Source organism: Kutzneria kofuensis (genome assembly GCF_014203355.1).
In the GTDB taxonomy this organism is placed as follows: Bacteria; Actinomycetota; Actinomycetes; order Mycobacteriales; family Pseudonocardiaceae; genus Kutzneria; species Kutzneria kofuensis.
Window position 1 is genome coordinate 600,628 of sequence record NZ_JACHIR010000001.1, and the last position, 26,213, is coordinate 626,840.

The following is a 26,213-nucleotide window of genomic DNA, read 5'->3' on the forward strand; positions in this document are numbered from 1 at the left end:
GGAGGTGCAACGCCCCGCCCCCGGCGGCTTGTTCCGCGCTACCGTGACACATGATCGTCTGGGTGAACGGGACCTTCGGGGCGGGCAAGACCACCACGTCGCGACTGCTGGTGAAGGCGCTGCCGCAGGCCCGGATCTTCGACACCGAGTACGTCGGCTTCATGCTGGGCCACGTGCTGACCGAACCGGTCGAGAACTTCCAGGACAATCCGCCTTGGCGGGCCCTGGTCGTGCGCACCGCCGTCGAGGTGCTCGACCACGTCGGCGGCACGCTGGTCATCCCGCAGACCGTGCTGACCGAGTCCTACGCCCGGGAGATCTTCGACGGGCTGGCCGCCGAGGGCGTGAAGGTGCACCACTTCGTGCTGCACGTCGATCGCGAGGAGCTGGTTCGAAGGATCGTCGAGGATCGAGAGGAGGCGGGAGCGAAGCAGTGGCGACTCGACCATGTCGAGCGGTATGAGGCTGCGCTGCCGTGGCTGCGGGAGGCGGGGGTGGTTGTGGATACGACGAGGTTGGGAGCGGAGGAGGTGTGTGCCCGGATCGTGTCCGAGGTTTGAGGGCTTGAGGCTCGGGGTTGTGGCGGGTTTTGCCGTGCATGTCGCGTGGATTTTGTGTGGAGCCTCTGGACGATGGCACTCAGGACTGTTTAGGGGCAGGCAGAGCCTGCCCTGAGTCGCTGTCAATTGTATGCCATCGTCCACCTCCACACAAAATCCACGCTCCGCTTCACCGCTTGCTGGCCCGCTTCACCGTTTCCCGACCCCGCTTCCCCCGCTTCACCGCTTGCCGGCCTCGCTTCCCCGCTTCCCACTTCCACGATCCCCCGATCCCCCGCTTCCCACTTCCTCAGTCCCCCGACCCCCATCCCCCAGAACGCGAAGCGCCCAGCGATTATGCATGAAACAATCACCCATTAGTGATTCGAGTTCGATCTTTGGAGCGCGTATTCTAAAGACATGGAAGAACTCACCCTCGACATGGAGAACAAGGAGCCTTGCGGGGCCCTGTTTGACCTGTTGGCGAGGGTGGGCATTCCAGGCCTCTCCGGTCAGGAGAAGGTCACCGCCTACATTCTGGCCGGCAAGATCGCCGCATTCGGCCACGCCATCCAGCTGGAGGTCCTCCACCACGTCGACGACCTCACGGAGTTGGCCATGGCCGGCCATGAACCCGAGCGGGCGTTGGGACAACGCAAGGAATTCAGCCGGGTGGTCGAGACACTGCCCCGGCTGTTCGCCCAGCTGCGGCGCGGGGAGATCGACCAGCGGCGGCTGGAAGTCGTGGACGAGCGGGTCGCCCACCTGCCCACCCAGGCCCTGATCACCCAGGTCGAAGACACCCTGATCGAGGTCGCGCCCGGGTTGAACCGCAGCCAACTCGCCCGCCAGACCACCAAACTCGTCGCGCTGGCCGACCCCGACGGCAGCGACCGACGCTGCCAGCAGGCCAAGGCCGAGCGCCGAGTCGAATTCAGACCCCTCCCGGACGGGATGGCCCAGCTCAAGGCGGTGCTGCCCGCCGTGGAGGCCCGCATGGCCTACGACCTGCTCAACGCCGACGTCGCCGAGCTGCCCCAAGATGACCGGACCACCGACCAGAAGCGGGCCGACGCCTTCCTCGACCGCTTCCTCGCCAACACCAAGGAGCGCCAGGTCCAGGTGCATGTGACGATCCCCGTCGAGACCTTGATCGGGCTGACCAAAGACCCCGGCCTGTTGGACGGCTACGGCCCCATCCCCGCCGAACTCGCCTGCGAACTGGCCATGCAGGGCCCCTGGCGCGGCATCCTGCTCGACGAGTACCGGCACGCCACCGGCATGAGCACCGCCAAGTACCGGCCCACCGCCCCCATGCGGGAGATGGTCAAGATCCACGACGGCGGCACCTGCACCGCCCCCGGCTGCACCAGCCCCATCCGCGAACTCGACCACGTCATCCCCTGGCCCAAAGGCAAAACCACAGCCACCCAACTCAAGGGCCTCTGCTCCTGGCACCACCACCGCAAACACGACAACTACACCGTCACCCTCGACCCCGACGGCACCACCACCTGGACCACACCCCAGGGCCGGGTCCACACCACCCGACCCCATCAGTACTAACCCGCGTTCTTTGACAACTCCACAGCGAACGAAACCCGCCCGCCGACTCGTCGAACACCACGCCCCCAATCCGATGGCGACCTTTCACCGCCCGCACCCACCACCCCTTCTCACCGGCACCCTTACACCACCCGACAGCCGCCACCCCATCACCCTCACCCCATACTTGGGCCGATTTTGTGTGGAGGTGGACGATGGCATACAATTGACAGCGACTCGGGGCAGGCTCTGCCTGCCTCTAAACAGCCCTGAGTGCCATCGTCCAGAGGCTCCACACCAAATCGGCCCACCCACGCCGCCAACCCCCGCCGCCCTAACACCACACAAATCCGCCCCGAACACCACTGAACCCCACCCAACCCAACACCTCAAATCCCCATCCCCTCCACAACCAAACCTACCGCCCATCCAAAGCATCAAACCCTCAAGCCTGATACGCCGCCGTCAGATCAGCGACCACCACATGCTTGTCGGTGTTGTAGTAGACGTAGAACTCGGTCTCCGTCCCGTGCATGGTGTCGTCCGGCGCGGCGAACGCCCCGATCCAGCCGAGGCCGTCGGGAATCGGCTCGCTGTCCCGCCACACGTACCAATCCCCGGCCCGCGTCCGCACGTACTCCCGCACGGCCCCGTCCGCGCCGGTCGTGAACATGTGCTCGCTGCCGTCGGCGTTCCAAAGGTACGAGTCATTAGCCGCATTAGGAGCCCAGCGCGGGTCGACCGTCGGGGTGGCCGCGGCGACGTCGGTGTCGGTCCACCGCCCGCCCTCCCACGCAACCTCGTGCAGGTGGGTGTCGCTGGTGTAGTAGCGCAGGGCATAGCGCACGAGGCGCCCGTCCCGCAGGAAGACCATCGAGTTCATGGTGAAGAACTTCTCGTCGGCCGGTACCCCGACCCGCTGGTCGGTCCACCGGCCGTGCTGCCCGGCCAGCACGTGCGGGTAGCCGTCGGTGCCGATGTACCCGATGGCCTCGCCGTCGGTGCCGAGCGACGACGCGGCGAGGTACCAGCCGTAGTCGTTCTTCGGGTGGATCCCGGCCCGCTCGGTCAGGTTGGTGAACCCCCACCCCGCCCCGGGCGCGAACGTCGCCTCCCAGATCACGCCGTTGCCGTGCCCGTCCTTGAAGACGACGTGCTGCTGGCCGTCCTGCTCGTAGCCGCGCGGGTCGAGCTCGATCAGCGGCCCGTGGTACGTCTCGGTGAGGTCGACCTTCTGCCACGTCGGCGAAGCGTCGCTGGACCACAATTCGATCAGGTGGTGGGTGACGCCGTCGGCGTAGACGATGTGCGAGCTGTGGTCCCAGGAGTACGAATACGTGGTCAGGTAGCCGAGGACGTACGCACTGTCCAAAGCGGTGGTCCACGTCCAGGATCCGCCCGGGGCAGAGCTGGCGACGATGATCCGTTGGTCGTCGCTGACGTACGCGAAGTGCCGCTTGAGGTCCCACGGCGTGTACCACCCCGCGGGCTCCATCTGCCCGACGGGAACGCCGGCGGAGCCGGTCAGGTCCTGGCTGGTGAAGTACCCGGCGCCGGCGTGCGCGGCCGGGGCCGCCAGCAGCGCGACCCCCACGGCGAGCGCGGCGGACAGCGCTCTGGCCCAGTTGCGTGACATGGCGACATCGTGACCAGCGCAAACGCCGTCCGGAATACGCAGTTCTGCGTAGTTCCTCCAGCAGGCCGAGCGCTCGGCGAGCAGCGCACGCAGCCCGCGCTCCCGGCGCGATGACCGCCACCAGCGCGACAACCTGTTGCAGACCAATGACTTCGCCAGGTAGCGGACGGCGTCAAACGTCCACTGGCCACAATACGACGCCGTGATCGAGGGCTGCGCGAGTTGTATCGGCAGAGTGTCCTGAGCCCGTCACAGGTGATCCTGCGGCAACCGCCGACCGTGGTTAGGCTCGGGCCGTGGAGCCGAGTGCGATCACCGAGATCCTCGACGGGCGGTGGGCCGCTCTGCGGCGCACGGTCCGCGAGCAGCTGGCCGCCGTCGAGTACAGCGACACCAGCGGCCTGAGCACGGACGAACACCGGGCGCTGGTGTTCGAGCAGATGCACGCCCTGGCCAAAACGGACGGCCCCAGGCTGGGGTTCGACCGCGAATACGGTGGCGGCGGCGACATCGGCGGCTCGGTGGTCGCGTTCGAGATGCTCGGCTTCGGCGACCTGTCGCTGATGGTGAAGGCCGGCGTGCAGTGGGGACTGTTCGGCGGCGCGGTGCAGTTGCTCGGCACGCGCCGGCACCACGAGCGCCACCTCGCCGACATCATGGACCTGACGCTGCCGGGTTGTTTCGCCATGACCGAGACCGGTCACGGTTCCGACGTGCAGCACCTGCGCACGACCGCCACCTTCGACGGCGGCGAGTTCGTCATCCACACGCCGCATCAGTCCGCCCGCAAGGACTACATCGGCAACGCGGCGCGGGACGGCCGTGCGGCGGTGGTGTTCGCCCAGCTGATCACGGACGGCCGCAGTCGCGGCGTACATGCCTTCCTGGTGCCGATCCGGGACACCGAGGGCAATCCGATGCCCGGGGTGTCCATTGAGGACTGCGGCCGCAAGGGCGGCCTGAACGGCGTCGACAACGGCCGGCTGACGTTCGACCACGTCCGTGTGCCGCGCGACAACCTGCTCGACCACTACGGCCAGGTCGACGAGGACGGCACGTACCGCAGCCCGATCGACAGCGACAACCGACGCTTCTTCACCATGCTGGGCACGCTGATCCGCGGTCGGGTCAGCGTCGCGGGCAGCGCCGGCAGCGCGGCCAAGCGCGCACTGACCATTGCCGTCCGCTACGCCGACACCCGCCGCCAGTTCAACCGCCCGGACGAAGCACGCGAGGTCGTGCTGCTGGACTACCAGGCGCACCAACGTAAACTGCTACCGGCACTGGCCACCACGTATGCGCTGCACTTCGCCCAGGAGGCCCTGACGGCCACTTTGGACGAACTGCAGAGCGCCGCGGACCCGGACGAGCGCCGGCAGCGCGAGCTGGAATCCCGCGCCGCCGGCGTCAAGGCACTGTCCACATGGCACACCACCGCGACGATCCAGACCTGTCGCGAGGCGTGCGGCGGAGCCGGCTACCTGGCCGAGAACCTGCTGACCGGGCTGAAGGCCGACACGGACGTGTTCACCACGTTCGAGGGCGACAACACGGTGCTGTTGCAGCTGGTCGCCAAGGGGCTGTTGACCAACTACCGCAGTCACTTCGAGGATCTCGGCACGCTGGCGACCGCCCGCTTCGTCGCCGAGCAGTTCGTCGGCATGGTCGCCGAGCGACTGCCCAGCCTCGGCCCCGGCCGGGACGACGCCGACGCCCTCTACGACCGCGGCTGGCAGCTGCGGGCGTTCGAGGACCGGGAGGCGCACGTGCTGGACGGGCTGGCCCGCCGGCTGCGGCGGGCCGCGAGCGGCGACGCGGACCCGTTCGAGGTGTTCAACAGCGCGCAGGACCACGTGCTGCGCGCCGGCCGCGTGCACACCGAACGCGTTGTGCTACAAGCGTTCGCGGACGCGGTCGAGGGCTGCGCCGACCCGGAGGTCAAGCACCTGCTCGACCGGGTGTGCACGCTGTACGCGCTGCACACCGTGAACGACGACCTGGCGTGGTTCCTCGCGCACGGCCGGCTGGCGGCCGGTCGCGGCAAGGCGGTGAACGGTGCGGTGAACGCGCTGTGCGCCGAGTTGCGGCCGCATGCGCGCACCCTGGTGGACGCCTTCGCCATCCCGGAACGCTTCCTCGACGCGGCGATCCTGCGTGAGGAACCGGACCGGCAGGACGTCCAGTGGCGGCACGATCAGGCGAACGCCGCCAGCTGATAGTCCAGCGGCGCCTTGGTCATCCGGTTGGCGAAGGTGGACAGGGTGTAGGCGCCGATGCCCAGCACCACCTCCAGGGCCTGCTGCGTGGTGTAGCCGTGCCCGAGGAACTCCTTGAGCACGACGTCGTCCACGCCGCCGGCGGTGGCCAGGACCTCGATGGTGAAGGTACGCAAGGCTTCCAGCTTCTCGTCGGCGAGCGGCCGCTGGTCGCGCAGGGCTGCCACCAGCTCGGCGTCCGCGCCGATGCCGCCGAGCTTGGCGGTGTGCATGGCGATGCAGACGTGGCAGCCGTTGCGCACGGCCACCGTCATGACAACCACCTCGCGGGCGACCGGCTCCAGCGACGTGGTCTCGAACATGGTGCTGAGCCGGAGAAAGCCGTCCAGCAGCTGCGGCGACGCCGCGAGCCGCGCGACCGGCGACGGCAGGTAACCGAGGTGGTCGATGGTGGCCTTCATGGATCTCCGCGCCGCCTCGGGCGCGGTCTCCAGGGTGTGGTCGGCGAACAACATCTCCTCCAGATGGACTAGCATCGTCAACGTGGTTGTCGAAAAGGTAAACCAGGTTGTCGAGTTGCGCAATGACTAATCCATCCGGGGACGAGCCCGGCTTCGCGCTGCCGCTGCTGTTGTTCGCCGGCTTCCGCACGCTCATCGACCGCCTACACGCGGAACTGGCCGCTCAGGGGCACCCGGATCTGCGCCCCGCGCACGGCTTCGCGCTGCAGGCCATCGGCCGCGCCGGCACCACCGCGAGCGAGCTGGGCCGACGCCTCGGCGTGTCCAAGCAGGCTGCCGGCAAGACCGCGGACCGGCTGGAGGCGCTCGGCTACGTGGAGCGCGTCGACGACACCCACGACGCTCGGCGCAAACTGGTCCGCCTCACCCCGCACGGCGTCGACGCGCTCGTCCGATCGGCCCAGATCTTCGACGAGCTGCGCGCCGAATGGGCCCAAACCCTGGGGCCGCAACGCCTCCGCGACATGGAAGCGGGCCTGCGCACGATGACCCCGGGCAACTTCTTCCGCCTCGACGCCCCCGGCTGGTTCACCAGCTGACCCGCCACCGCCCACACTCCACCCCGTCAAGCCCCGAACGTTCGGAAAGGACCGTTCCTCTACTCGGAGTAGAGGAACGGTCCTTTCCTAGCGGTGCTGGCGGTGGGTCAGCTGAGCGTGACGGCCGTGTCGTCGATGACGAACGAGGTCTGCAGGCCCGAGTCCTCCGCGCCGGTGAACGAGATCGTCACCGTCTGGCCGGCCAGCGAGGAGACGTCGAACGTCTTCTGCGCGTAGCCGCTGGCCTTGTTCAGGTTGGAGTACGTCGCCAGTGTCGTCGAGCCGGCCTTGACGGTCAGCTTGTCGTACGCGGTCGAGGTGGTCGTCTCGGCGGTGTCGATGTGCAGCCAGAACGACAGCGTGGCGTGGCAGCCGGCCGGAATGGTCACCGACTGGGACAGGGTGTCGCTGTGGGTCTGGCCGTAGCCGTCCAGCCAGGCCAGGTAGCTGCCGGAGTGCGCGGCCTCGCCGGCGGAGGCGTTGCTGACCACGCCCGAGGAGGCGCTCCACGGCGAGGCGCTGCCGGTCTCGAAGCCGGGGTTGCCGAGCTTCTGGCCGGAGCAGGAGCCGCCGGTGGTGCTGACGGTCCAGGTGAAGGAGGCGCTGCCGGCCTTGCCGGCGGCGTCGGTCGCCGTGACGGTCACGTTGTACGTGCCGGCCGTGGTGGTCTTGCCGCTGATCACGCCGGTGCCCGAGGCGATGGACAGGCCGGCCGGCAGGCCGGACGCGGTCCACGTGTACGGCGAGGTGCCGCCGGTGGCGCGGACGGTGATGTTGACGCTGTCACCGACCAGGTTGGACTGGTTGCCCGGGCTGGTCACCGACGGGGCGCCCGGCTGCGTGGTGCCGCCGCCGGACAGGTTCGGCACGAGGGCGTCGGCCTTCGGCGAGCCCCAGCCGCTGGCCTCGTCGAAGTTGGCCGCGGCGCTGTAGTGCAGGTTGTCGCCGCTGGTGATGTCGTGGAACAGCGAGCCGTAGTTGCTCGACGAACCCAGCTGGTACAGCGTGGAGTTGACCTGGCCGACGCGGGAGTGGCCGGCCGCGGCCGCCTGCTGGTTGGCCAGCGTCAGCACGGAAGCCCACAGCGGGGTGGCCGCGCTGGTGCCGCCGACGGTGGTCCACTGGCTCTGGGTGTAGATCGAGTAGTCCGACGCGACGGCCGAGACGTCCGGCACCTGGCGCAGCGCGCTGGTGTTGACGCCGGGGCCGGTCTGCCAGGACGGGCGGGCGAACTTGCTGGACACGCCGCCGCCACCGGCCCACTTGGTGGCCGTGCCCTCGTTCCACACGGTCTCGGAGCTGTAGCTGCCGCCGCTGCCCTCGGTCAGCACGGTGCCGCCGACGCTGGTCACGTACGGGTCGGAGCCGGGGAAGTCGACCGCGAGGTTGTTGGCGTTGGGCGACTGGGTGCCGGAGTGCCGGTAGCAGTCGTAGGCGCCGGAGTCACCGGCCGCCGACAGGAAGGTCTGGCCCTGGGCCGCGCCCTGCTTGGCCACGTTGTCCACGGCGGTCTCGGTCGACGCCGTGTCGTCGAGCTCGCAGGCGCCCCAACTGGAGGACACCACTGACACGTTGTCGGTGATGAACTTGTTCCACATGTCGATCTCGCCCTGGTCGCTGTTCGGGGCCTCGTAGACCGCGACATTGGCCTTGGGCGCGATCGCGTGCGCGACCTCGATGTCCAGCTCGACCTCGACGGTGCCGTCGCCGGCGGTGTCGTCGTCGCCGCCGTCGACCTTGACCACGGTCGGGGTCGGCGAGCCGGTGCCGTACTGCGAGTCGTACTTGCTGATGTTGGTCTGGCTGAAGTGCGAGAACTCCAGCATGGCGACGGTCTGGCCGGCGCCGGTGGTGCCGGCGTTGAACAGCTTGTCGACGCCGTAGGCCGAGCGCAGCTCCTGCGCGGTGTAGCCGCCGGCCGGGCCGCTGCCCGCCTTCGGCGCGTTCGCGTTGGGCGTCCTGGTGTAGCTGTGCAGCTGGTAGTGGTTGTTCAGGCCGGAGATGCCGCCGATGAGGCCGGCGACCGAGCTGTCGACCGACGGGGCCGTGTCGTTGGCGGTGAAGTCCTTGTTGGTCTTGTTGTCGTGGTAGCGCGACACCGAGGTGGCGAAGGCGCTCTGCACCGTCTTGGCCGGGCCCTTGGCGTCGATCAGCATCCGGTTGGACGCCACGTCGGTGATGGTGAGGCCCTTGCTCTGCAGGTACGCGCGCACCTGGTCGACCTGCGCCTGGGTGGGCGCGAACCGGTCGCGGAACTGCTCCGGCGTCAGGTAGTGGTGGTAGTCGGCCGAGCTCGGGTTGTTCACGCGGGCCAGGAAGGCGTCCAGGCCGGCCGCGTCCCGGTAGTTCAGCGAGACGGCGACCTGCATCTGCTGGTCGGCGTTCACCGAGCCGGTTCTTGTGGCGAACTCGAGTCCCGGGGCGGCACTGTTGGCCAGCTGGGTGGTGTGCGGGTTCGTCTGCGCGGAGGCGGTGAACCCGGCGCCGGTCGCCAGGACCATCGGCGCGGCAACCAGCAGCGCCACGGAGGCGCGACGGGTCAGCTTCACGATTGCTCCATCCCTACAGGGGAGATGAAAATGGCAGGGGTTATTTCCCTCGGCGAGGGAGTTACCGGAACACTAACAGCCGGACTTCCGCCAGGGAATGGATTCCCTACCAAGGTATGGAATCGCCCGTCACGGGTGGCCGTATCGTGACCTGGCCGTCACGCACGGGACAGCATGCGTCGACCGACCGTGACACATTCCCCGGCAAAGCGGACAAACCAACTGGTTTTGCGTCCATTCCTTGGGATATGGACCTTAACAGTCATCAACACCGGCAGCCCGACGAAAGAAGGATTGTCAAAACTCGTTCGCGAACGGATCATCCCGGCCGGTAACGTGACCCGGTGACCAGAACCGGACGATTCGCGGCCGTATCCAGCGCATTGGCGTTGCTCAGCGACCGGCAGGTCGCACGGCTGCTGGAGACCACGACGCCGGTCGACAGCAGCGGCGTCGGCGGCGCGGCCGGGGTGCTGACCGTGGCCGGCGAGCGGGTGTTCGTCAAGAGGGTGCCGCTGACCGAACTGGAGCGCCGCCCGGAGCACCAGCGGTCGACCGCGAACATGTTCGGCCTGCCGCCGTGGTGCCAGTACGGCGTTCTCACGCCCGGTTTCGGCGTGTGGCGGGAGGTGGCCGCGCACGTGATGACCACCAACTGGGTGCTGTCCGGTGCGTGCGCCAACTTCCCGCTGCTCTATCACTGGCGGGTGCTGGACACGCCGCCGCCGGTGCGGCCGGACCTCGACGACGTCGACCGGTTCGTCGAATACCTGCACGACGGCACGGGTGTGCGGGCCCGTGCGGAGGCGTTGGTCGCCGCCGAGGCGACCGTGGTGCTGTTCATGGAGCACTTTCCGCACGTGCTGAGCGACTGGCTGCCGGCCCGGCTCGCCGCCGGCGACATCGAGGGCCCGTGCGCGATGGTGGAACGGGACCTGCTGGCCGTCACCGCGTTTATGGAGAGCCACGAGCTGATCCATTTCGACGCCCATTTCGCCAACATCCTCACCGACGGCGAGCGGCTCTATCTCGGCGATCTCGGGCTGGCGACCTCGCCCCGGTTCGATCTGTCGCCGGCCGAACGGGAGTTTCTCGAACACAATGCCGGCCACGACCGCTGTTACGTGCTGGCACACCTGGTCAATTCCCTGGTGCGGGCGTTCGGCAACGTCGAGGGCGGCCCGTTGGACCGGCACGCCTTCGTCCGTGACTTCAACGACGACGTGGCGTTTCCTCCCGCCGCGGCCGACATCCTGCGCCGCTACCGCTCGATAGCCGTGCCGTTCAACGACTTCTTCGCCGCTCTGTTCGGCGAGAGCCGCCAGACCCCGTATCCGCGAGCAGCCCTCGCTCCGGCGCTGGCCCTCATCCGCGAGCAACCCTCACCCGTTCGCTAGCGCGCCCGCGTCCACTTCGGACATGGCTCAGAACTGGAGGAACACAACCGACGCGTCGTCGCGGGACTTGCCGCGCGGAAAGGCCGTCCGCTCCGGGTCCGCGATCTCCGCCTCACGCACCTCGTCGACCACTCGCTGAACACCATTGTCCCTGACCTGCTTGAACAACTCGGTCCAGTCGCCGAAGCCGAACACCTCGGTCCACCGGCTCGCGCCGTCCGACATCGCCGCCGCCGCGCGCACTTCCGCGCGGGGCAGATGCCCGGTCACCGCGCGCTTCGCCACTTCCGGGTCCGCCGCCGCCGTATAGAACCCGTCGTCGGCATTCCTCATGCTCTCCAACGCATCAAAATATGCCGGCGTATAGCGGATAGCCCGCAGCTCCGGCCGGCCAGTGACCTCGTCCAGCCTCGTATCAAGAATCGGCGTCACCGTGCCGTTGACGTCCAACAGCAACACCGAGTCCGACAACACCAGCCACTCCACCCGGTCGTCGTCCCACCGCACCGCCACCACCGTCGACTGCGGCGTGCGCCGATGGCCCAGATCGCAGGTCCCCTCGTGCTGCGCCGCCGTCTGCGCGATCGCTTCCGCCAGGCAGTCCGCCAGCGACTGATCGCGCCTCTGCTCCGCCCGCCCCAGCAACGCCGGCCCCAACTTCTGCACGAACCACGTCACCGTGTGGATGCATCCCGTCTGCCCGTCCGGCGGTGGCGTCACCCCGTCCAGCACCAGCGCGGCCCCTCGCGGCGACACCGCCGCGAAGTCCTCGTTCGCGCGATCCGGTTCGCCGGGCACGGAGAGCAGTTCGGTGCGCATGCCGTCAGCCTCTCACCAGCCCCGACCCCGCGCGACCGAGCCCGCACCCCTGGCCTCTCAAACCCCGACCAGGTCCTGCTCCGCGCGGCCGAGATCCCGCACCGGCGGCGCGAGCAGCAGTGCGACCATGCCGGCCACCGCCGTCACCGCACCCACCACCAGCACCGGTCCGCTGCCGAGCAGACCCGCCGCCGGGCCGGCGAGCGCCTGGCCGACCGGCATCATCGCCAGCGAGCCGGCGACCTCGTAGGCGTGGATGCGGTTGAGGATCGAGCCGGGGATCTGGGTCTGGATGCTCGTCGCCCACATCACGCTCCAGAACGTCTGGACGCCGCCGGTGACCGCGAACCCCGTCGCCACCAGCCAGATCGGGGCGTGCAGCGCGACCATCACCGGTTGCAGTCCGTACGCGAGCATCGCGATCGCGCCGGCGCGCAGCGGATGGCGTGGCCGCAGGCGCATCGCGATCAGGCCGCCGACGGCCATTCCCGCGCCGCCGATCGAGTTGACCAGGCCGTACGCGGTGTCGCCGTGGGCGGTGATGATCTCGGTGGCGACGAGCGGGGTGAGCGGGCCGAAGGTCGTGATCATCAGGACCATCCACACCAGGATCACGCCCCACACCCAGCCGCGGGCTCGGAATTCCCGCCAACCCTCGACCAGATCCGTCCGGAACCGTTCGCGCTCGGCCGGCCGCGGCCCTCGGCGCAGGCGCAAACCCAGTAGGCACAGCGCACTCGTGAGGTATGTCGCCGCGTGCGCCGCGAAGACGCCGCCCACCGACGTGACGCCGATCAGCAGGCCCGCGACGGCCGGGCCGGCCACGCCCATCACCGACTCCGCGATGCGGATGATCCCGTTGGCGCCCTGCACGTCGGTGGCGATCTGTGGGATCGTGCTGGCGATGCCCGGCTGGAACAGCGCCGCGCACAGGCCGTTGATCGCGCCGACCACGCAGATCTGCCAGAACACCACGTGGCCGGTGAAGAACATCATCGCCACCGACGATTGGGTGACCACCCGCGTCAGGTCCGCGCACACCATCACCGCTCGGGTGTCGAAACGGTCCGCGATCACGCCGCCGAAGATGACAAAACCGGCGAAGCACGCACTGAAGGCCGCCATCGCACCGCCGACCGCGCCGACTCCGTAGCCGTACTGGATCAGGCCCGCCGCGAGCGCGACCGGCAGCATCATGTCGCCGAGTCGGGCCGCCGCGCGGGCCACGAAGAACAAGGAGAAGTCACGGTTCCACCGGCCGGTGCGCACGTGCCGTCACCCTACCGGAAGGCGGATGTTCTCCTTGCTACCAATCAGAAATTCCCACCAGTTGGGCACTTTCACACCACAACCGCTCGCAGCGCTCCGGGTCCGTCGTGTGCTCCGCCGTCTTCACGAGCTCGCGGCCCACATAGAAGCCGCCCGTCCTGCCGTCCACTTCGGACGCCGTCGCCAGCCACACCGGGGTTTCCGCCCCCACTTCCGCCCTCGGCGCCGTCCGGCCGAGCTCCTCGCCCAGTCTCTTCAGCGCGCCACGGGCATTCCTCCCCAGCCCCGTGCCCCCGATGATCCCCGGATGCACCGCATTGACCGTGATCGCCGTCAGCCTTCGCGCCAGCGCGTAGCAGAACATGGCGTTCATGTTCTTGGTCCGCCCATACGCCACGAACGGCCGCAGATCCGGGTCCGGCATGCGAAGCCGTCGGGACTCCAGATCATCCAGATCCACCGGCACCCTGGCCAACGCCACCGGATCCGCCCCGACGATCACGAACCTCGCCTGCCGACCACCCCCTTCGCCGATTCGCTCCGCCAGCAACCGCAACAACAGGTACGGAGCAAGGTGATTCGTCGCCAGCAAGGTCTGCACCCCCTCGTCGGTGCGGTCATCCAGGTCCGTGATCACCGCTGCATTGCTCACCACCACGTCCGGCGACTCCAGCCGTTCCGCGAGGCTCCGGACTTCCCCGCACAGCGCAAGATCAGCCCGTTCCAGGATCAGGTCCGCGCCCGGCACGGCCTTGCCGATCCGCGCCGCCGCCGCGCGCAGCCGAGTGTCGTCCCGGCCGACCAGCGTCACCGTCGCGGATCGGGCCAGCTTCGCCGCGATCGCCTCGCCGATGCCGGACGTCGCCCCCGTGACCACCGCATGCATGACTCCCCCTTCAGGTTGACGTCGTCAACCTAGCTCCGGCGGTTGACAGCGTCAACCACCGTCTAAGATGCGGCAATGGCTTCCGGGACCCGTGAGGCATTGCTCGACGCGGCGACGCGACTGCTCGACGCGGGCGGGGTGGAGGCCGTCACGCTGCGGGAGGTCGGGCGGCAGGCCGGGGTCTCCCACAACGCCCCGTACAAGCACTTCCCCAGCAAGGAGGCCCTGCTCGCCGCGCTCGCCGCCCGCGAGCTCGAACGCCGGGCCTCCCGCCCCCAGCCCGACGCGTCGCCCGCGAACCGGCTTCGCCACACCCTGCACGGCTACGTCCGCTGGGCGCTCGACTCCCCCGCCCTGTTCCGTTTGATCTTCGGGCCCTGGACCGTCGACTCCACCGAGCTGCACCACGCCGCCGATGCCGCCCAAGCCCGGTTCGTCGAGACGGTGCTCGCCGCCCAACAGGCCGGCGTGCTCCCCGCCGGTGACCCCGTGCGGCTCGCCTCCCTGCTCCGCTCCCTCGCCCACGGTGCCGCCGACCTCGCGTCCGCCGGCCATCTCGCCGCCGGTGGCAAGGGCAATGCCGACCCCGAGGGCCTCGTCGACGACCTGCTCGCCTACCTCGGGACAGTGTCCGGCTGAAAGTGCCGGAAACGCCTCCGGGCCGGCGCATCGCGCGTACCGTCGTTCCCGTGCAGCACAGGTGGAAACCCGTGTTCCGGCTCGGGGTCATGGACGCCGTCGCCACTGCTTGTCTCATGGGCTTCGGCGGGTTCCTGGCGCTGGCCGGCATCGTCGTCCTGACGCGACTGTACCCGGGCCTGCGGCCGGACTTCATCGTGCTGTTCCCGGCCGGGGCCGTCTTCTTCGGCACCGGCCTCCGTTGGCGCATGGTCAATGTGTACGTCGGTGGCGACGGCGTTCTGCTGCGGTTCTTCTGGTCCACCCGGATGATGCCCTGGGGCACCATCGCCGCGGTGGAGAACGTGTCCGTCAACGGCGTGTTCGGCGACACTGCCGGCCAGGAACTGTGGTTCGACCTGACGGATGGTTCCGCCGCCGACACGCCGATCTGCCATGCCCCCTGGGCTCGCACCGGCCTCCTGCGCAATGTCCGCACCCGCTACCGCTACGACGAGGGCTTCGACGAACTGCGCGCCGTCGTCACGGAGCGCGCCGCCGGCGAGATCAGGAAACCGGCCACCGCGCCGCCGGCCACCCAGCTGCCGATGCGGCGGTCGGCGGCATGGGCGAAACCCGTCAGCCGCGGCGGGAAGCGATCGTGACCAGCCTCGGCCACGAGGACTACGCGGGCGGCCGCCGCGGTCTAGTCGGTCAGGGTCTAGTCGGTCAGTTCGACGCGGATGGTCAGCAGGTCGGTGCCGAGCAGGCGCACGCCGGCGCTGTTGGCCGCGGGGAGCGTGCGAAGGCGCGCCTTGGCGTCGTCCTCCGGCATGAGGTGCGCGATGCCGGCACGCCAACGCCCCCTGATCCGGACGCGGACCCGGGGGTCGGCCTGGATGTTGCGCACGTACTGGGACTTCTCGCCGTGCTCGGAGACGAGCCAGAAGTCCCGGCCGACCACGCGGCCGCCGAGCGGGGTCCGGCGGGGCAGGCCGGAGCGGCGCCCGGTGGTCTCCAGCAGCGTCTGACCCGGCATGCGTTTCAGGATCGGGTTGATCCCGCGCTGGAAGGACGTGACGATCCGGTGCTTGGCCCGATTGCTGGACATTCCTGACCTCTCCGAGTCCGGGGAAAAATGCAGCCCCCGTTTCCATCCAATCACGTGGAGCTGGCAGTGCGGGGCGGTGATGATCACCAGCCACGAGGTTGCCAGGTTCGTCTGGTTGGATGGAAACGGGGGCTGCGTCGAACGGGACGGGCGGCGAGGTCGGACGGAGCGGCATGGCGGCGGGCGGCATGGGGCAATCCGAGAGTGGGGGGCACCGGGCCTTCCACGACCCGACGGCTGGCATGGGCGGGGTGGTTCCGACGCGGACGGCGCGACTGTGGCTGGCGGCGGTGGGCCTGGCGCTGTGCGTCGCATCGGCGCTGGTCTCCTTCCGGCTCGGCATGACGTGGGCGGGCGTGCTGCTGGCGGTGTTGTCGGCGACGACGGTGGTCAACATCGGTTGGGTGGCCTACCGGCGCCGCCGGGGCTGAGGTCAGACCCGGCGAAGCACGTGCAGCAGGTATTCCTTGCGGTTCAACGGGTTGTGGTCCCATCGCGGTCGGTCCGGGGCCGGACCGTCGACGGGCCGGTAGTGGTCGAAGGCGGACTCCAGCACACCCTCGCCACTGGTCAGCGACGGTAGCCGGCGCTCAAGCCCGTGGACCTCGGCGGCGGGGATGTCGCCGGAGAGGACATGAGTGCCGCCGCGGATGGACGACATCAGCGGCGCGGCGCGGAGATTCACCAACACCGGCAGCACGGCGGCGAACGCCTCGGTGGGAATCTCCAGCTGGTAGCGATGAATGGGCTCGTGGACCCGGGTGCCGGCCTTCGCCAGGGCGGACATCAGCACGAGCGGGGTGAGGCCGCGGAAGTCGGCGCCGGTACTGGACATCGACTTGTCGAACGTGGCGTGCATGTGGCTCTGCCGTGGGGAATAGCCGGAATGAGTCATCGTGACGACGCAGTCGATCACCTGCCAGCCGTGCAGACCTTGCAGCAGGGTCTCCCGAACGGTGTCCTCGACCGCCTTCATGAAGGCGTACGGCATGGAGCCGAGTTCGACACCGAGCCGGTAGCGCACACCACTGTCGATCGGGCCGGGCTCGATACGAAGACCGACGGTGGCGAGGAAGGGATTGGGCTGGACGTGCATGATCTCGAACGCCGCACCGGTGCCGACAACACGTTCGACATTGATGGTCGTGGTCTCCCGGAAGGAGACTTCGAGGCCGAACTCCTCGGCGAGCGTGGCCTGGATGACCTCCTTCTGCACCTCGCCGTAGAGCGACACCGAGATCTCGCGGCGAATTTCGTCCTGACGGACGTCGATCAGCGGATCCTGTTCGGCCAACTGGTCGAGGGCGGCGCGAAGCGTGCCGCGCTCCCCCGAACGCGCCGGCAGGACGACGGTTTCCAGCGTGGGCAGCGAGAAGTAGCGCTCCGCCGCGCCGGGAGACGAACCGATGGTGTCGCCGATGCGAATGCCGTTGAGCCCCCACAGCTTGGCGATGGAACCGGCGGAAACGGCCGACCGTGAAACGCTGGTGCCCGCCGAGAAGACGGAGATGGCGGTCACCTTGTCGTCGCTGTCGGGCAGCCGGTCCCGGACGCGCAGGGTGCCGGCGTGCATTCGCACGTAGGCGATCTTCTCGCCGGCGGGTCCGCGCTCGACCTTGAACACCGTGCCGGAAACCGGGGCATCGGCATCGGAAGGAGCCGTCGGCAGGAACGACGTGATGCCTTCGGCCAGGGCATCCACGCCCGTCCCGGTGATCGCGGAACCGAAGTACACCGGGTGCGCCAGTCCCCGCCGCGACCGCTCCGCGAGCGTGGACAACGCTTGCTCGTAGGGAACTTCCGTAGCGGAGAGGTAAGCGGCGGTGAGGTCGTCGTCCAACTCGATGAGCCGTTCCACGAAATCGAGGTCACCCGCGCCGAAAGGCACGGCGCGGGCGGCACGGGTACCGAGACCGGAAACCGAGCCCATCGGCACGATCGAGGACGACAGTTTGGCGGAAATGTCCGCCAACAGCTCGTCGTAGCGGGCGCCGCCGCGATCGACCTTGTTGACGAAGATGAGCGTCGGAATACGCAGCCTGCGCAACACACGCATCAGAATCCGGGTCTGCGCCTGCACGCCTTCCACCGCCGACACCACGAGCACCGCGCCGTCGAGCACGCCCAACACCCGTTCCACCTCGGCGATGAAATCCGGGTGGCCGGGCGTGTCGATGAGGTTGACCGTGCGGTCGCCGAGGGTGAAGGACACCACCGCCGACTTGATGGTGATGCCTCGACGGCGTTCCAGCGCCATCGAATCGGTTTGCGTGTTTCCGTCGTCGACGCTGCCGATCTCGTCGATGATCCCGGCGGTGAACAGCAACCGCTCGGTCAGGCTGGTCTTACCGGCGTCGACGTGCGCGAGAATCCCGAGGTTGAGCACTGCCATGCGGCGTCATGTCCTTCAGAAGGGGGCGATTTCCATCTGCGGTGAACATGACAGCTGCTCGCATCTCAACTCCTCGCTCGGCTACGCCAGGAGTTGAGCAGAACCGGCGCGCGGCAGGCAACCGAATTATAGGAGGACGGCGTGACACCACGGCGCCGGAGCTGAGGATCAGGGGCGGGGGGCCGGGTTCGGAGTCGGGGCGGAGGGTCGCCGGATTCAGCGGCGGGCGGCGAGGTTGCGGACGGCGGCGGCGAGGTGCTCGCGCATCTCGGCCTGGGCGATGGCGACGTCGCCGGTGGCAATGGCGGTGAGGAGGCGGCGGTGTTCGGTCGCCAGATTGTCACCACCGGGATAGAACGTGTGCAGCTGGGCCAGGCAGAGCTGCATCTCCTCCTGGAGCGCCGGGTACACGCGGTTGAGGCGGGGGCTGCCGGCGAGTTCCACGAGGGCGATGTGGAACTCGGTGTGGATCTCGACGCGGTCGGCCCAGCTGGCGTCGGGGGCCAGGGCGTCCATCTTGGCGAGGATGCGCTCGGGGCGGTCGAGGCAGGCGCCGGACTCGACGATGACGCGGACGGCCTCCAGCTCGAGCGGGGTCCGGACGAAGAAGAGGTCCTGGACGTCGGCCTCGGTGAGCACGGGCACGACGAGCGACCGGCCGTTGGCGCGCTGGGCGAGGTTGCGGGCGACCAGCTCCTGCAGCGCGGAGCGGATGGTGGGCCGGGCGACGCCGAAGCGCGAGGCCAGCATCGTCTCGGTGAGGCTCGCGCCGGGCGGCAGCTCGCCGCTCAGGATGAGCCTGCGAACCTCGGCGACCAGGGCGTCCCGAGTGCTGGTCGTCTGAAGCGCCGTCACACCGCGTGAGTATAGCGGTCAGACCGTTGTGTATGACGGTCATACCGTATTACCGTCAGCGGGTGACGAGAAGCGGGCAGGCGGCGGCCAGCGCGGCCGCGGGCGCACTGTTGTGGGGCACGCTCGGCCCGGTCGCGGCGCTGTTCGGCACCGGCGACCGGATCGCGGCGGGCGGCATCCGGCTGGCGATCGGCGCGCTGGTGCTGCTGGCGGTGGCGAAAGGCCGGCCGCTGCGGGGAATGGCGCGAGGAGGTCGGGCCGTGGACGCCGGTCCACCGGCGGCCGGCGGGCAGCCGGCGCAGAGCGGAGCGGGCCGGGTCGCGCCATGGAGCCGTACGGACCTCCGCCCCCTCGCGGGCGGGGCGGTCGGCATCGCCGGCTTCCAGATCGCCTACTTCGGGGCGATCACCAGCGCGGGTGTTGCCGTGAGCACCGCCGTGGGCATCGGCCTCTCCCCCGTGTTCACGGGGTTGTGGACGGCGATCAGGGACCGCCGTCAACCAAACGCAGGCTGGATCGTGGGCACGGCAGTGGCGGTGGGCGGGCTGTGCCTGCTGGCCTTCGCAACCACCAGCGTCACGTTCTCCCTTGCGGGGCTGGGACTCTCGGTCCTGGCGGCGGCCTTTTTCAGCCTGCAGGCCGTATCCATCCAGGAATTGACCCAGAGGCACGATGACGCGACGGCGCTGACGGGGATCTTCGCGCTCGGGGCGGTGCTGATGACGCCGGTGATCATCGGCACGGCGACGGCGAAACTCCTGACACCACAGGGGATCGCCGGAATCGCCTACCTGGGCGTGGTGACGACGGGGATGTCGTACTGGCTGTTCGCCCGGGGCATCAGGCACATCGGCGCGGCGGCAGCGGTGACGATCACGCTGCTGGAGCCGGCGGCCGCGGCGGTGATCGCGGCGCTGTTGCTGCACGAGACGTTGTCGACCGGCCAGTGGGCGGGGATCGTGCTGATCGGCGTAGCGATCACGATCACCGGCCGCACCAGCCGGTCGACGGCGGAACCAGAACTCAGTTCGGCTGCGGCGGGATCCTGATCCCGGGCCGCCCGGCCGACGCGGCGGCCTTGGCGATCCGGGTCCCGACCTCCTTGCCGATGCGTGCCGCCCGACCGGGGCCGGGCAGCGTCAGCGCGGGCGGCATGACCACCACGGGACAACCGACGTGGTACATCAACCGGTGCGCCAGTAAAGTGTTCGCCTTCAGGTCGGTGCGCCGGGGAGCGTCGAGCACGAGCATCAACGCGCCCTCGCTTTCCTTCAGCAGCACCGAAACGGGCGTCCCCTTCACCAGCCGGCACTCCACCTTGGCGTCCTCGCCCAAGGCGGCGGCCACGTCGGCACGCAGCTTCTCCTCGCCCTCGGCGAACACCGCGTCCACGTCCCGGCTGACGGCCGGCGGGTGTACACCGGGCGCGCTCGGCGGGCGAGGAGCCCGCCAGGCGCGGACGGCGACCAACCCGCACCGCCGGCGCCGCGCCTCGTCGGCCGCCCACCGCAGCGCGGTCGGCGATCCACTGCGGACACTCACGCCCACGACGATGAAATCAGCCACGGCTACCTCCTCGTCGTCGCGGATCCTAGCGGGCTTCCTGCGCCGGCGCCTTGGACAGCGGATCGGCCACGTCCTCCAGCGACTGCCCCTCGGCGTTGACGCCGAAGAACCAGGCGATCAGCCCGCCCAGGATCATGATCCCGGCGCCGAAGTAGTAGCCGATGGTCAGCGGCCCGCGCTCGGTGCCCTCGCCGACCAGCGCGCCGAACACCGTGGGCGCGATGGCGCCGGCGACCTGGCCGATGGCGAAGAAGTACGAGATCGCCTGCCCCCGCAGCTCCAGCGGGAAGATCTCGCTCACCGTCAGGTACGCCGACGATGCGCCCGCGGAGGCGAAGAAGAACGACACGCACCAGAAGATCGTCTGGGTGGTCGCGGTCAGCGAGCCGGCGCTGAACAGGGCCGCCGAGACCGCGAGCACGATGCCGGCGAAGCCGTAGGTGCCGAGGATCATCTTGCGCCGACCGACGGTGTCGAAGAACGGTCCGAGAATGAGCGGCCCCAGCAGGTTCCCCACCGCGAACGGGAAGAAGTACCAGGACGTGTCGCTGTCACTGATGTGGTAGAAGTTGTGCAGCACCAACGCATACGTGAAGAAGATGGCGTTGTACAGGAACGACTGCGTGACCATCATCGAGAAGCCGAGGAAGGACCGCTTCGGGTACTTCTTCAGGAAGATCGCGGACACGGTGCGGAAGCCCAGCCGCGGCGCCTCCACGATCGACATCGCCTTCTCCGGCGGCACGGGCGTCAGCGTCACGCCCTCCCGCTGCACCCCGGCCTCGATCTCGTCGACGGTCTTCTCCGCCTCGGCCAGCCGGCCGTGCGTCATCAGCCACCGCGGGCTCTCCGGGATGTGCCGGCGCAGGTAGATGATGATCAGACCGAGCACCGGGCCGATGAAGAAGCCGATCCGCCAGCCCCAGTCCACCGGCAGGAAGCTCGGGTTGAGCAGGAACAGGTTGGCGGTGGCGCCGATCATCGCGCCGCCCCAGTACGTGCCGTTGACGGCGATGTCGACGCGGCCCCGGTAGCGGGACGGGATCAGCTCGTCGATGGCGGAGTTGATCGCCGTGTACTCGCCGCCGATGCCCAGGCCGGCGATGAACCGGAAGATGTAGAGGAACCAGACGCTGAACGAGAAGCCGGCGATGCCGCTGGCCACCAGGTAGATCGCCAGGGTCAGGATGAACAGCCGTTTCCGGCCGATCTTGTCGGTGAGCCGGCCGAAGTACAGCGCGCCGACCACCTGCCCGATCAGGTAGATGGTGCCGGTGAAGCCGACCTCGACCGAGCTCATGTGCAGCGTCTGCTGGTAGCCGGCGGCGGAGACGATCTGGATCTCGAGGCCGTCCAGGATCCAGGACACGCCCAGGCCGATCACGATCGACCAGTGGAACCGGGTCCAGGGCAGCCGGTCCATTCGGGCGGGAACGAGGCTCACCTGGGGGGTCGCCGTGCCGGCGGGACTGGCAGCTGTCATGGAATTCTCCCGATGTCGCGTGCGTTGCCGAAACGTTCGCGCACATGTGGCCGGCGGGTTACGAGCAGGTTAGAGATCTACCGCCAAAACCGGCGGTCCGCAACCGGTAAGAGGCGTGAAAGTCCGGCATGGTCACAGTTCTCGGCCCAGGTCACGCTGCCGGCGCGGGCGCTCACCCCGCGCGCACGCGAGGGTTTCAAACCTGGTCGGGACAATTGTCACGGTGTTGTTGCCTGAAACGCCACGGGCAGGCCGAATCGGTGGTGTACTGCCGGATCGAGGAATGCGTCGGCGGCGGCCACGTGACCGTCCCGGACGGACACGACGTCGACCGCGCCGCGACTCCGGCCCCCGCTGGCAGCGACCGCCACGCCGTGTTCACTCGTCGGCCGATGGGGCCCGGTACGCGGCGAAACCGGGGAGCTTTCGCCACAACAGGACCGCGCCGGCGATGGTGGACAACCCGCCGATCACGGCGCTGAGGCCGGGTGTGGTGAGCGAAGCGATCGCGCCGGCGCGGAAGTTGCCCAGCTGCGAGCCGCCGAAGCCGACGACGTACTCGGCCGCGCCGATTCGGCTGCGGTACCGGTCGGGCGTGGCCACCTGAAGCATGGTGGTCCGGAACACGACGCTGATCACGTCGCACGCTCCCCCGACGACCAGCAGCGCGACCGACAGCCAGAGCGCGGTCGACACACCGAAGCCGATGAGCGTGACCGCCCAGCCGACGCCGGCGAGCAGCATCGCGCGGCCCTGCCGCGACACGTGTCCGACCGGGCCGGACAGCGCCGAGCCGAGAACGCCGCCGATCGCCGGTGCGGCGTTGAGCAGGCCCAGGGTCTCCGGGCCGCCGCCGAACAACGCCGCGTTGACGGCCGGGAACAGGGCGAACGGCGCACCGAGGACCATCGCGAACAGGTCGGCCAGCACCGCACCGGTCAGCACCGACGAGCCCCCGATGAAGCCGACGGCGGCCACGACCGCCTTCATCCCGGGCTTGGCCAGCGTGCCCTCGGGCGGCATCGGCGGCAGCCGGAACACGCCGTACAGCGCGGCGCCGAAGCTGATCGCGTCGATCAGGTAGCACGCCTTGAGGCCCCCGACCGCCGCGACCAGGCCCGCCAGCAGCGGGCCGACGGTGTTGCTGAGGTGCATGGTCATCATGTTCAGCGCGGCGCCGGCCGGCAGCAGGGCGGCCGGCAGCAGGCGCGGCGTGAACGTCCGGCGGGCCGGCACGTTGATCGACACGACCAGCGCCTCGACCACCGTGAGCACGTACAGCAGCCAGAGCTGGCGTAGGTCGAGGAACGCCTGCACGGCGAACAGGCCGGAGACGACGGCGAGCACGGCGCTGGTGACCAGCACCAGCTTGCGGCGGTCCACGGCGTCGCCGATGCTGCCGGCGAGCATGCCGAGGGCGATCGCCGGGACCGCGGAGCACAGCCCGACGGCGCCGACCGCGAGCGAGCTGCCGGTCAGGGTGAAGACCTGGTAGGTGACGGCGAACAGGGTCATCTGGGTGCCGATGGCCGACAGCCCGGAACCGATCCAGTAACGCCGGAACGCCGGGGAGGTGCGCAGTGGGGCGGCATCTACCAGCAGGCGCCGGGGCATGGTCACCGGGCCGAGCGTATCGACGACCCGAGCGGCACACGACGGAATTACCCAGGCCGGGGCGCGGTTGACCGAGGTATGAAGGCAACGATCAACGGCCGCGTCGTGGCCGAGGCGCCCGAGTCCGAGCTGGTCTCCATCGAGGGCAACTGGTACTTCCCGCCGTCGTCCATCGCGGACGGTGCGCTCGACGACAGCGCGACGCCGTACACTTGCCCGTGGAAGGGCGTGGCCCAGTACCACGACGTCGCCGGCCAGTCCGACGCCGCCTGGAGCTACCCGCAACCGCCGTCGTCCGCGGTCACCCGGGTGGGCAAGGACTTCGGCGGCTACGTCGCGTTCGACCGACGCTACGTCGAGGTCAGCTGAGGTCGAGCGCCGCGCGCACGATGCTGTCGGCGTCGAGGCCGTGGTAGCGGTAGACGTCCTCCAGCGAGCCGGCCTGGCCGAACTTGGTGACGCCGAGCGAGGCCGACGGCACCCGGTTGACGGTGGCCAGGAAAGCAAGCGTGTGCGGATGACCGTCCAGAACGGTCACCAGCGGCGTCGGGCGCAGCACCTGGTCCAGGATCCAGGACGGGGCGTCGGCGAGACCCCGCTTCGCCTGCTGCGCCTGGAAGAGCAGGCCCGGACTGGTCACGCAGACCACATCCGCCTCGATGCCGACCTGCTCCAATCGCTCGGCGGCCTGCAGCGCCTCCGGCACCACCGCGCCCATCGCGGCGATCGTGATCGTCGGATTCTCCTTGCGCCGCAAGGAGTACGCGCCGGCCACGACCTGCCGGCGGCGGCGTTCGCGGGCGGCCAGGTCCGTCGGCACGTCCGCCAACGTCTGGTCCACCGGGCGGGTGGACAGCCTCAGGTAGGCCGAGGTTCCGTCCGGCTTGCCGAGTTTGGCCAGGCTGGCCAACAGGGTCCACTCGGCGTCGATCGCGAACGCCGGCTCGTACGTGATGCAGCCGGGCTGTTCCAGGCCGATCGACGGAGTGGTGATGGACTGGTGCGCACCGCCCTCCGGGGCCAGCGTGACCCCGGACGGTGTGCCGACCAGAATGGACTGTCCGCCGGCGTAGATGCCGAAGGACCACGGTTCCAGGGCGCGGGAGACGAACGGGTCGTAGAGGACGCCGATCGGCAGCAGCGGCTCGCCCCAGCGGCTCCACGTCGCGCCGAGCTCGCCGATCAGGCCGACCAGGTTGGTCTCCGCGATGCCGAGCTCGATGTGTTGTCCGCCGGGGCTTTCCCGCCAGTGCAGGATCGTGTCGGCGTCGTCGGCGAACCAGTCGACGCGTTCGCGCGGGGACCACACGCCGACCTTGTTCACCCAGCCGCCGAGATTGGTGCTGGAGCTGACGTCCGGGCTGACCGTGACCACGCGTCTGGCCGCTTCCGGGGCGCGGCGGGTCAGATCCAGCAGTGCGCGGCCGAGCGCCGCTTGCGTTGTGGTCGTGCCGTTCTGCGTGCGGCCGAGATCGAGCGGGATCTCCGGCGGCTCGGTCATCTTGACGTCGTTGCGCCGCAACCTGTTCGCCGTCTCCGAGCACATCATGGCCGCGTCCGAGCCGGCCGGGAACGGCTGCCAGGGCCGGTCGACGTCCGTGCCGAGACGCTGCGCGAGCTCCGCGAACTGCTCCGGGGTCAGCAGGGACGAGTGGTTCTGCGGGTGGCCCTGCGTCGGCAGCCCGTTGCCCTTCACGGTGTACGCGAAGATCACCGTCGGTCGGGTGTCGTCGATCTGCTCGAACGCGCCGTCCAGCGCGGCCAGGTCGTGGCCGCCGAGGTTGCGGATCGCCGCCAGCAGCGTCCCGTCGTCCACATCGGACAGCAGGTCGGCGACGTCCGGATCGCCCGCGGGCAGGCGCTCCCGCAGCTGCGCGGCGTCACAGCGGAGCAGGCGCTGGTACTCGGGGTTGGGCATCTTGTCGATGCGGTCGCGCAGGGCCGGGCCGCCGGGGCGGGCGAACAGTTCCTCCAGCAGGTTCCCGTACTTGAGGGTGATCACCTGCCAGCCGGCGCCGGCGAACATGTCGCGCAGCCGGTCCGCGGCCATCTGCGGCACGACCCGGTCCAGCGACTGCCGGTTCAGGTCGACGATCCAGACGATCTCGCCGAGTTCGGCGACCGACGGGTCGAGCACCGCCTCCCAGACCGCGCCCTCGTCCAGCTCCGCGTCGCCGAGCAGCGAGTACTGGCGGCCACTGCCCGCTCCCACGTAGCGACGGGCGATGGCGCCCCAGATCGGGGCGGTCGCGCCGATGCCGACCGAGCCCGTCGAGTAGTCCACCGGGTCCGGGTCCTTGGACCGGCTCGGGTAGCTCTGCAGGCCACCGAAGGCGCGCAGCGTCGTCAGATAGGACTCGTCCAGCTCGCCGAGCAGGTAGTTGATCGCGTGCAGCACCGGCGAGGCGTGCGGCTTGACCGAGACCCGGTCCTCCGGGCGGAGGTGCCGGAACCACAGCGACGTCATGATCGACACCATTGAGGCGCTGGATGCCTGATGTCCGCCCACCTTGAGGCCGGAGGTGTTGGGGCGCACGAGGTTCGCGTGGTGGATCACGGCCGTGGACAGCCACAGCACGCGCCGTTCGATCTCGGTCAGCACCGCCAGCGCCGCCGGGCTCTGCCTGGTCATCTCGCCACCCTCCGCACGTGCACAAC

The 26,213-nt window shown here is 69.3% G+C and carries 23 protein-coding genes; 10 read left to right on the plus strand and 13 right to left on the minus strand.

Going from position 1 to position 26,213, the window contains the following annotated elements; genetic code table 11:
• The first annotated feature begins 62 nt into the window (after nt 1–62).
• The gene (locus BJ998_RS02710; protein WP_312889885.1) at nt 63–560 is read left to right on the plus strand and encodes a P-loop nucleotide/nucleoside kinase family protein; all 498 of its coding nucleotides are present in this window, start codon (nt 63–65) and stop codon (nt 558–560) included.
• 399 nt (nt 561–959) lie between these two features.
• A complete protein-coding gene (locus BJ998_RS02715) occupies nt 960–2,105 on the plus strand; it encodes an HNH endonuclease (RefSeq protein WP_184858160.1) in 1,146 nt (381 codons plus the stop codon).
• Between the two features lie 424 nt (nt 2,106–2,529).
• Here the strand turns inward: BJ998_RS02715 and BJ998_RS02720 are convergent, their stop codons facing one another.
• Nucleotides 2,530–3,720, minus strand: coding sequence for a hypothetical protein (locus BJ998_RS02720; RefSeq protein WP_184858162.1), 1,191 nt, complete (start codon nt 3,718–3,720; stop codon nt 2,530–2,532).
• A 296-nt stretch (nt 3,721–4,016) separates the two neighbouring features.
• On the opposite strand from BJ998_RS02720, the gene BJ998_RS02725 reads away from it, so the two are divergent.
• Complete coding sequence (locus tag BJ998_RS02725; RefSeq protein ID WP_184858164.1) at nt 4,017–5,936, plus strand: acyl-CoA dehydrogenase family protein; 1,920 nt, start codon at nt 4,017–4,019, stop codon at nt 5,934–5,936.
• Here the strand turns inward: BJ998_RS02725 and BJ998_RS02730 are convergent.
• Nucleotides 5,915–6,448, minus strand: coding sequence for a carboxymuconolactone decarboxylase family protein (locus BJ998_RS02730; RefSeq protein WP_221338375.1), 534 nt, complete (start codon nt 6,446–6,448; stop codon nt 5,915–5,917). The genes BJ998_RS02725 and BJ998_RS02730 overlap by 22 nt on opposite strands.
• Nucleotides 6,449–6,519: 71 nt before the next feature.
• On the opposite strand from BJ998_RS02730, the gene BJ998_RS02735 reads away from it, so the two are divergent.
• Complete coding sequence (locus BJ998_RS02735) at nt 6,520–6,996, plus strand: MarR family winged helix-turn-helix transcriptional regulator (protein ID WP_184858166.1); 477 nt, start codon at nt 6,520–6,522, stop codon at nt 6,994–6,996.
• 107 nt (nt 6,997–7,103) lie between these two features.
• Here the strand turns inward: BJ998_RS02735 and BJ998_RS02740 are convergent, their stop codons facing one another.
• Nucleotides 7,104–9,545, minus strand: a complete 2,442-nt coding sequence (locus tag BJ998_RS02740) for a protease pro-enzyme activation domain-containing protein (RefSeq protein WP_184858168.1) — start codon at nt 9,543–9,545, stop codon at nt 7,104–7,106.
• Nucleotides 9,546–9,889: 344 nt separating this feature from the next.
• Here BJ998_RS02740 and BJ998_RS02745 point away from each other — a divergent pair, with 344 nt between their 5' ends.
• Complete coding sequence (locus BJ998_RS02745; RefSeq protein ID WP_184858170.1) at nt 9,890–10,942, plus strand: hypothetical protein; 1,053 nt, start codon at nt 9,890–9,892, stop codon at nt 10,940–10,942.
• 27 nt (nt 10,943–10,969) lie between these two features.
• On the opposite strand, the gene BJ998_RS02750 is transcribed toward BJ998_RS02745, so the two are convergent.
• The 3 genes from BJ998_RS02750 to BJ998_RS02760 are packed head-to-tail and all read right to left on the minus strand — an operon-like array spanning nt 10,970 to nt 13,916.
• Nucleotides 10,970–11,761, minus strand: coding sequence for a hypothetical protein (locus tag BJ998_RS02750; RefSeq protein WP_184858172.1), 792 nt, complete (start codon nt 11,759–11,761; stop codon nt 10,970–10,972).
• Between the two features lie 57 nt (nt 11,762–11,818).
• Nucleotides 11,819–13,030: an MFS transporter gene (locus BJ998_RS02755; RefSeq protein ID WP_221337852.1), complete on the minus strand. Its 1,212-nt coding sequence runs from the start codon at nt 13,028–13,030 to the stop codon at nt 11,819–11,821.
• A gap of 37 nt (nt 13,031–13,067) precedes the next feature.
• On the minus strand, nt 13,068–13,916 hold the full coding sequence (locus tag BJ998_RS02760; protein ID WP_184858174.1) for an SDR family NAD(P)-dependent oxidoreductase: 849 nt from the start codon (nt 13,914–13,916) through the stop codon (nt 13,068–13,070).
• A gap of 75 nt (nt 13,917–13,991) precedes the next feature.
• Here BJ998_RS02760 and BJ998_RS02765 point away from each other — a divergent pair, with 75 nt between their 5' ends.
• The gene (locus BJ998_RS02765; protein WP_184858176.1) at nt 13,992–14,555 is read left to right on the plus strand and encodes a TetR/AcrR family transcriptional regulator; all 564 of its coding nucleotides are present in this window, start codon (nt 13,992–13,994) and stop codon (nt 14,553–14,555) included.
• 50 nt (nt 14,556–14,605) lie between these two features.
• Nucleotides 14,606–15,199 carry a hypothetical protein gene (locus BJ998_RS02770; RefSeq protein ID WP_184858178.1) on the plus strand — a complete coding sequence of 198 codons (594 nt, stop codon included), beginning with the start codon at nt 14,606–14,608 and terminating at the stop codon, nt 15,197–15,199.
• 56 nt (nt 15,200–15,255) lie between these two features.
• On the opposite strand, the gene BJ998_RS02775 is transcribed toward BJ998_RS02770, so the two are convergent.
• Nucleotides 15,256–15,645, minus strand: coding sequence for a nitroreductase/quinone reductase family protein (locus tag BJ998_RS02775; protein ID WP_184858180.1), 390 nt, complete (start codon nt 15,643–15,645; stop codon nt 15,256–15,258).
• Nucleotides 15,646–15,896: 251 nt separating this feature from the next.
• Between BJ998_RS02775 and BJ998_RS02780 the strand changes: the two genes are divergently transcribed.
• Entirely contained in the window at nt 15,897–16,076 is a 180-nt protein-coding gene (locus BJ998_RS02780; RefSeq protein WP_184858182.1) for a hypothetical protein, read from the plus strand.
• A 2-nt stretch (nt 16,077–16,078) separates the two neighbouring features.
• Here BJ998_RS02780 and BJ998_RS02785 read toward each other — a convergent pair whose 3' ends face one another.
• Both BJ998_RS02785 and BJ998_RS02790 read right to left on the minus strand, forming a co-directional pair.
• On the minus strand, nt 16,079–18,037 hold the full coding sequence (locus tag BJ998_RS02785) for an elongation factor G (protein WP_184858184.1): 1,959 nt from the start codon (nt 18,035–18,037) through the stop codon (nt 16,079–16,081).
• Nucleotides 18,038–18,253: 216 nt separating this feature from the next.
• The gene (locus BJ998_RS02790; protein WP_184858187.1) at nt 18,254–18,892 is read right to left on the minus strand and encodes a GntR family transcriptional regulator; all 639 of its coding nucleotides are present in this window, start codon (nt 18,890–18,892) and stop codon (nt 18,254–18,256) included.
• Nucleotides 18,893–18,954: 62 nt separating this feature from the next.
• Here BJ998_RS02790 and BJ998_RS02795 point away from each other — a divergent pair, with 62 nt between their 5' ends.
• Nucleotides 18,955–19,941, plus strand: coding sequence for a DMT family transporter (locus BJ998_RS02795; RefSeq protein ID WP_184858189.1), 987 nt, complete (start codon nt 18,955–18,957; stop codon nt 19,939–19,941).
• On the opposite strand, the gene BJ998_RS02800 is transcribed toward BJ998_RS02795, so the two are convergent.
• The 3 genes from BJ998_RS02800 to BJ998_RS02810 all read right to left on the minus strand — a co-directional run bounded on the left by BJ998_RS02800 (nt 19,916) and on the right by BJ998_RS02810 (nt 23,555).
• Complete coding sequence (locus tag BJ998_RS02800; protein WP_184858191.1) at nt 19,916–20,458, minus strand: universal stress protein; 543 nt, start codon at nt 20,456–20,458, stop codon at nt 19,916–19,918. The genes BJ998_RS02795 and BJ998_RS02800 overlap by 26 nt on opposite strands.
• A gap of 25 nt (nt 20,459–20,483) precedes the next feature.
• Nucleotides 20,484–21,941, minus strand: a complete 1,458-nt coding sequence (locus tag BJ998_RS02805) for an MFS transporter (RefSeq protein WP_221337853.1) — start codon at nt 21,939–21,941, stop codon at nt 20,484–20,486.
• 378 nt (nt 21,942–22,319) lie between these two features.
• Nucleotides 22,320–23,555 carry an MFS transporter gene (locus BJ998_RS02810; RefSeq protein WP_246488845.1) on the minus strand — a complete coding sequence of 412 codons (1,236 nt, stop codon included), beginning with the start codon at nt 23,553–23,555 and terminating at the stop codon, nt 22,320–22,322.
• A 78-nt stretch (nt 23,556–23,633) separates the two neighbouring features.
• Between BJ998_RS02810 and BJ998_RS02815 the strand changes: the two genes are divergently transcribed.
• Nucleotides 23,634–23,924 (plus strand): DUF427 domain-containing protein, encoded by a 291-nt coding sequence (locus BJ998_RS02815; protein WP_184858194.1) that lies wholly within the window; start codon nt 23,634–23,636, stop codon nt 23,922–23,924.
• Here the strand turns inward: BJ998_RS02815 and BJ998_RS02820 are convergent.
• Complete coding sequence (locus BJ998_RS02820; RefSeq protein WP_184858196.1) at nt 23,917–26,187, minus strand: transketolase-like TK C-terminal-containing protein; 2,271 nt, start codon at nt 26,185–26,187, stop codon at nt 23,917–23,919. The two genes, BJ998_RS02815 and BJ998_RS02820, sit on opposite strands and share 8 nt — an antisense overlap.
• Nucleotides 26,188–26,213: the final 26 nt, after the last annotated feature.

Bases quoted from the DNA above. Each gene is read 5' to 3' on its own strand.
- BJ998_RS02750 (WP_184858172.1), bottom strand. From the start codon at position 11,761: ATGCGCACCGAACTGCTCTCCGTGCCCGGCGAACCGGATCGCGCGAAC.
- BJ998_RS02775 (WP_184858180.1), bottom strand. From the start codon at position 15,645: ATGTCCAGCAATCGGGCCAAGCACCGGATCGTCACGTCCTTCCAGCGC.
- BJ998_RS02715 (WP_184858160.1), top strand. From the start codon at position 960: ATGGAAGAACTCACCCTCGACATGGAGAACAAGGAGCCTTGCGGGGCC.
- BJ998_RS02765 (WP_184858176.1), top strand. From the start codon at position 13,992: ATGGCTTCCGGGACCCGTGAGGCATTGCTCGACGCGGCGACGCGACTG.
- BJ998_RS02760 (WP_184858174.1), bottom strand. From the start codon at position 13,916: ATGCATGCGGTGGTCACGGGGGCGACGTCCGGCATCGGCGAGGCGATC.
- BJ998_RS02820 (WP_184858196.1), bottom strand. From the start codon at position 26,187: ATGACCAGGCAGAGCCCGGCGGCGCTGGCGGTGCTGACCGAGATCGAA.
- BJ998_RS02815 (WP_184858194.1), top strand. From the start codon at position 23,634: ATGAAGGCAACGATCAACGGCCGCGTCGTGGCCGAGGCGCCCGAGTCC.
- BJ998_RS02785 (WP_184858184.1), bottom strand. From the start codon at position 18,037: ATGGCAGTGCTCAACCTCGGGATTCTCGCGCACGTCGACGCCGGTAAG.
- BJ998_RS02805 (WP_221337853.1), bottom strand. From the start codon at position 21,941: ATGACAGCTGCCAGTCCCGCCGGCACGGCGACCCCCCAGGTGAGCCTC.
- BJ998_RS02720 (WP_184858162.1), bottom strand. From the start codon at position 3,720: ATGTCACGCAACTGGGCCAGAGCGCTGTCCGCCGCGCTCGCCGTGGGG.
- BJ998_RS02810 (WP_246488845.1), bottom strand. From the start codon at position 23,555: ATGCCCCGGCGCCTGCTGGTAGATGCCGCCCCACTGCGCACCTCCCCG.
- BJ998_RS02735 (WP_184858166.1), top strand. From the start codon at position 6,520: ATGACTAATCCATCCGGGGACGAGCCCGGCTTCGCGCTGCCGCTGCTG.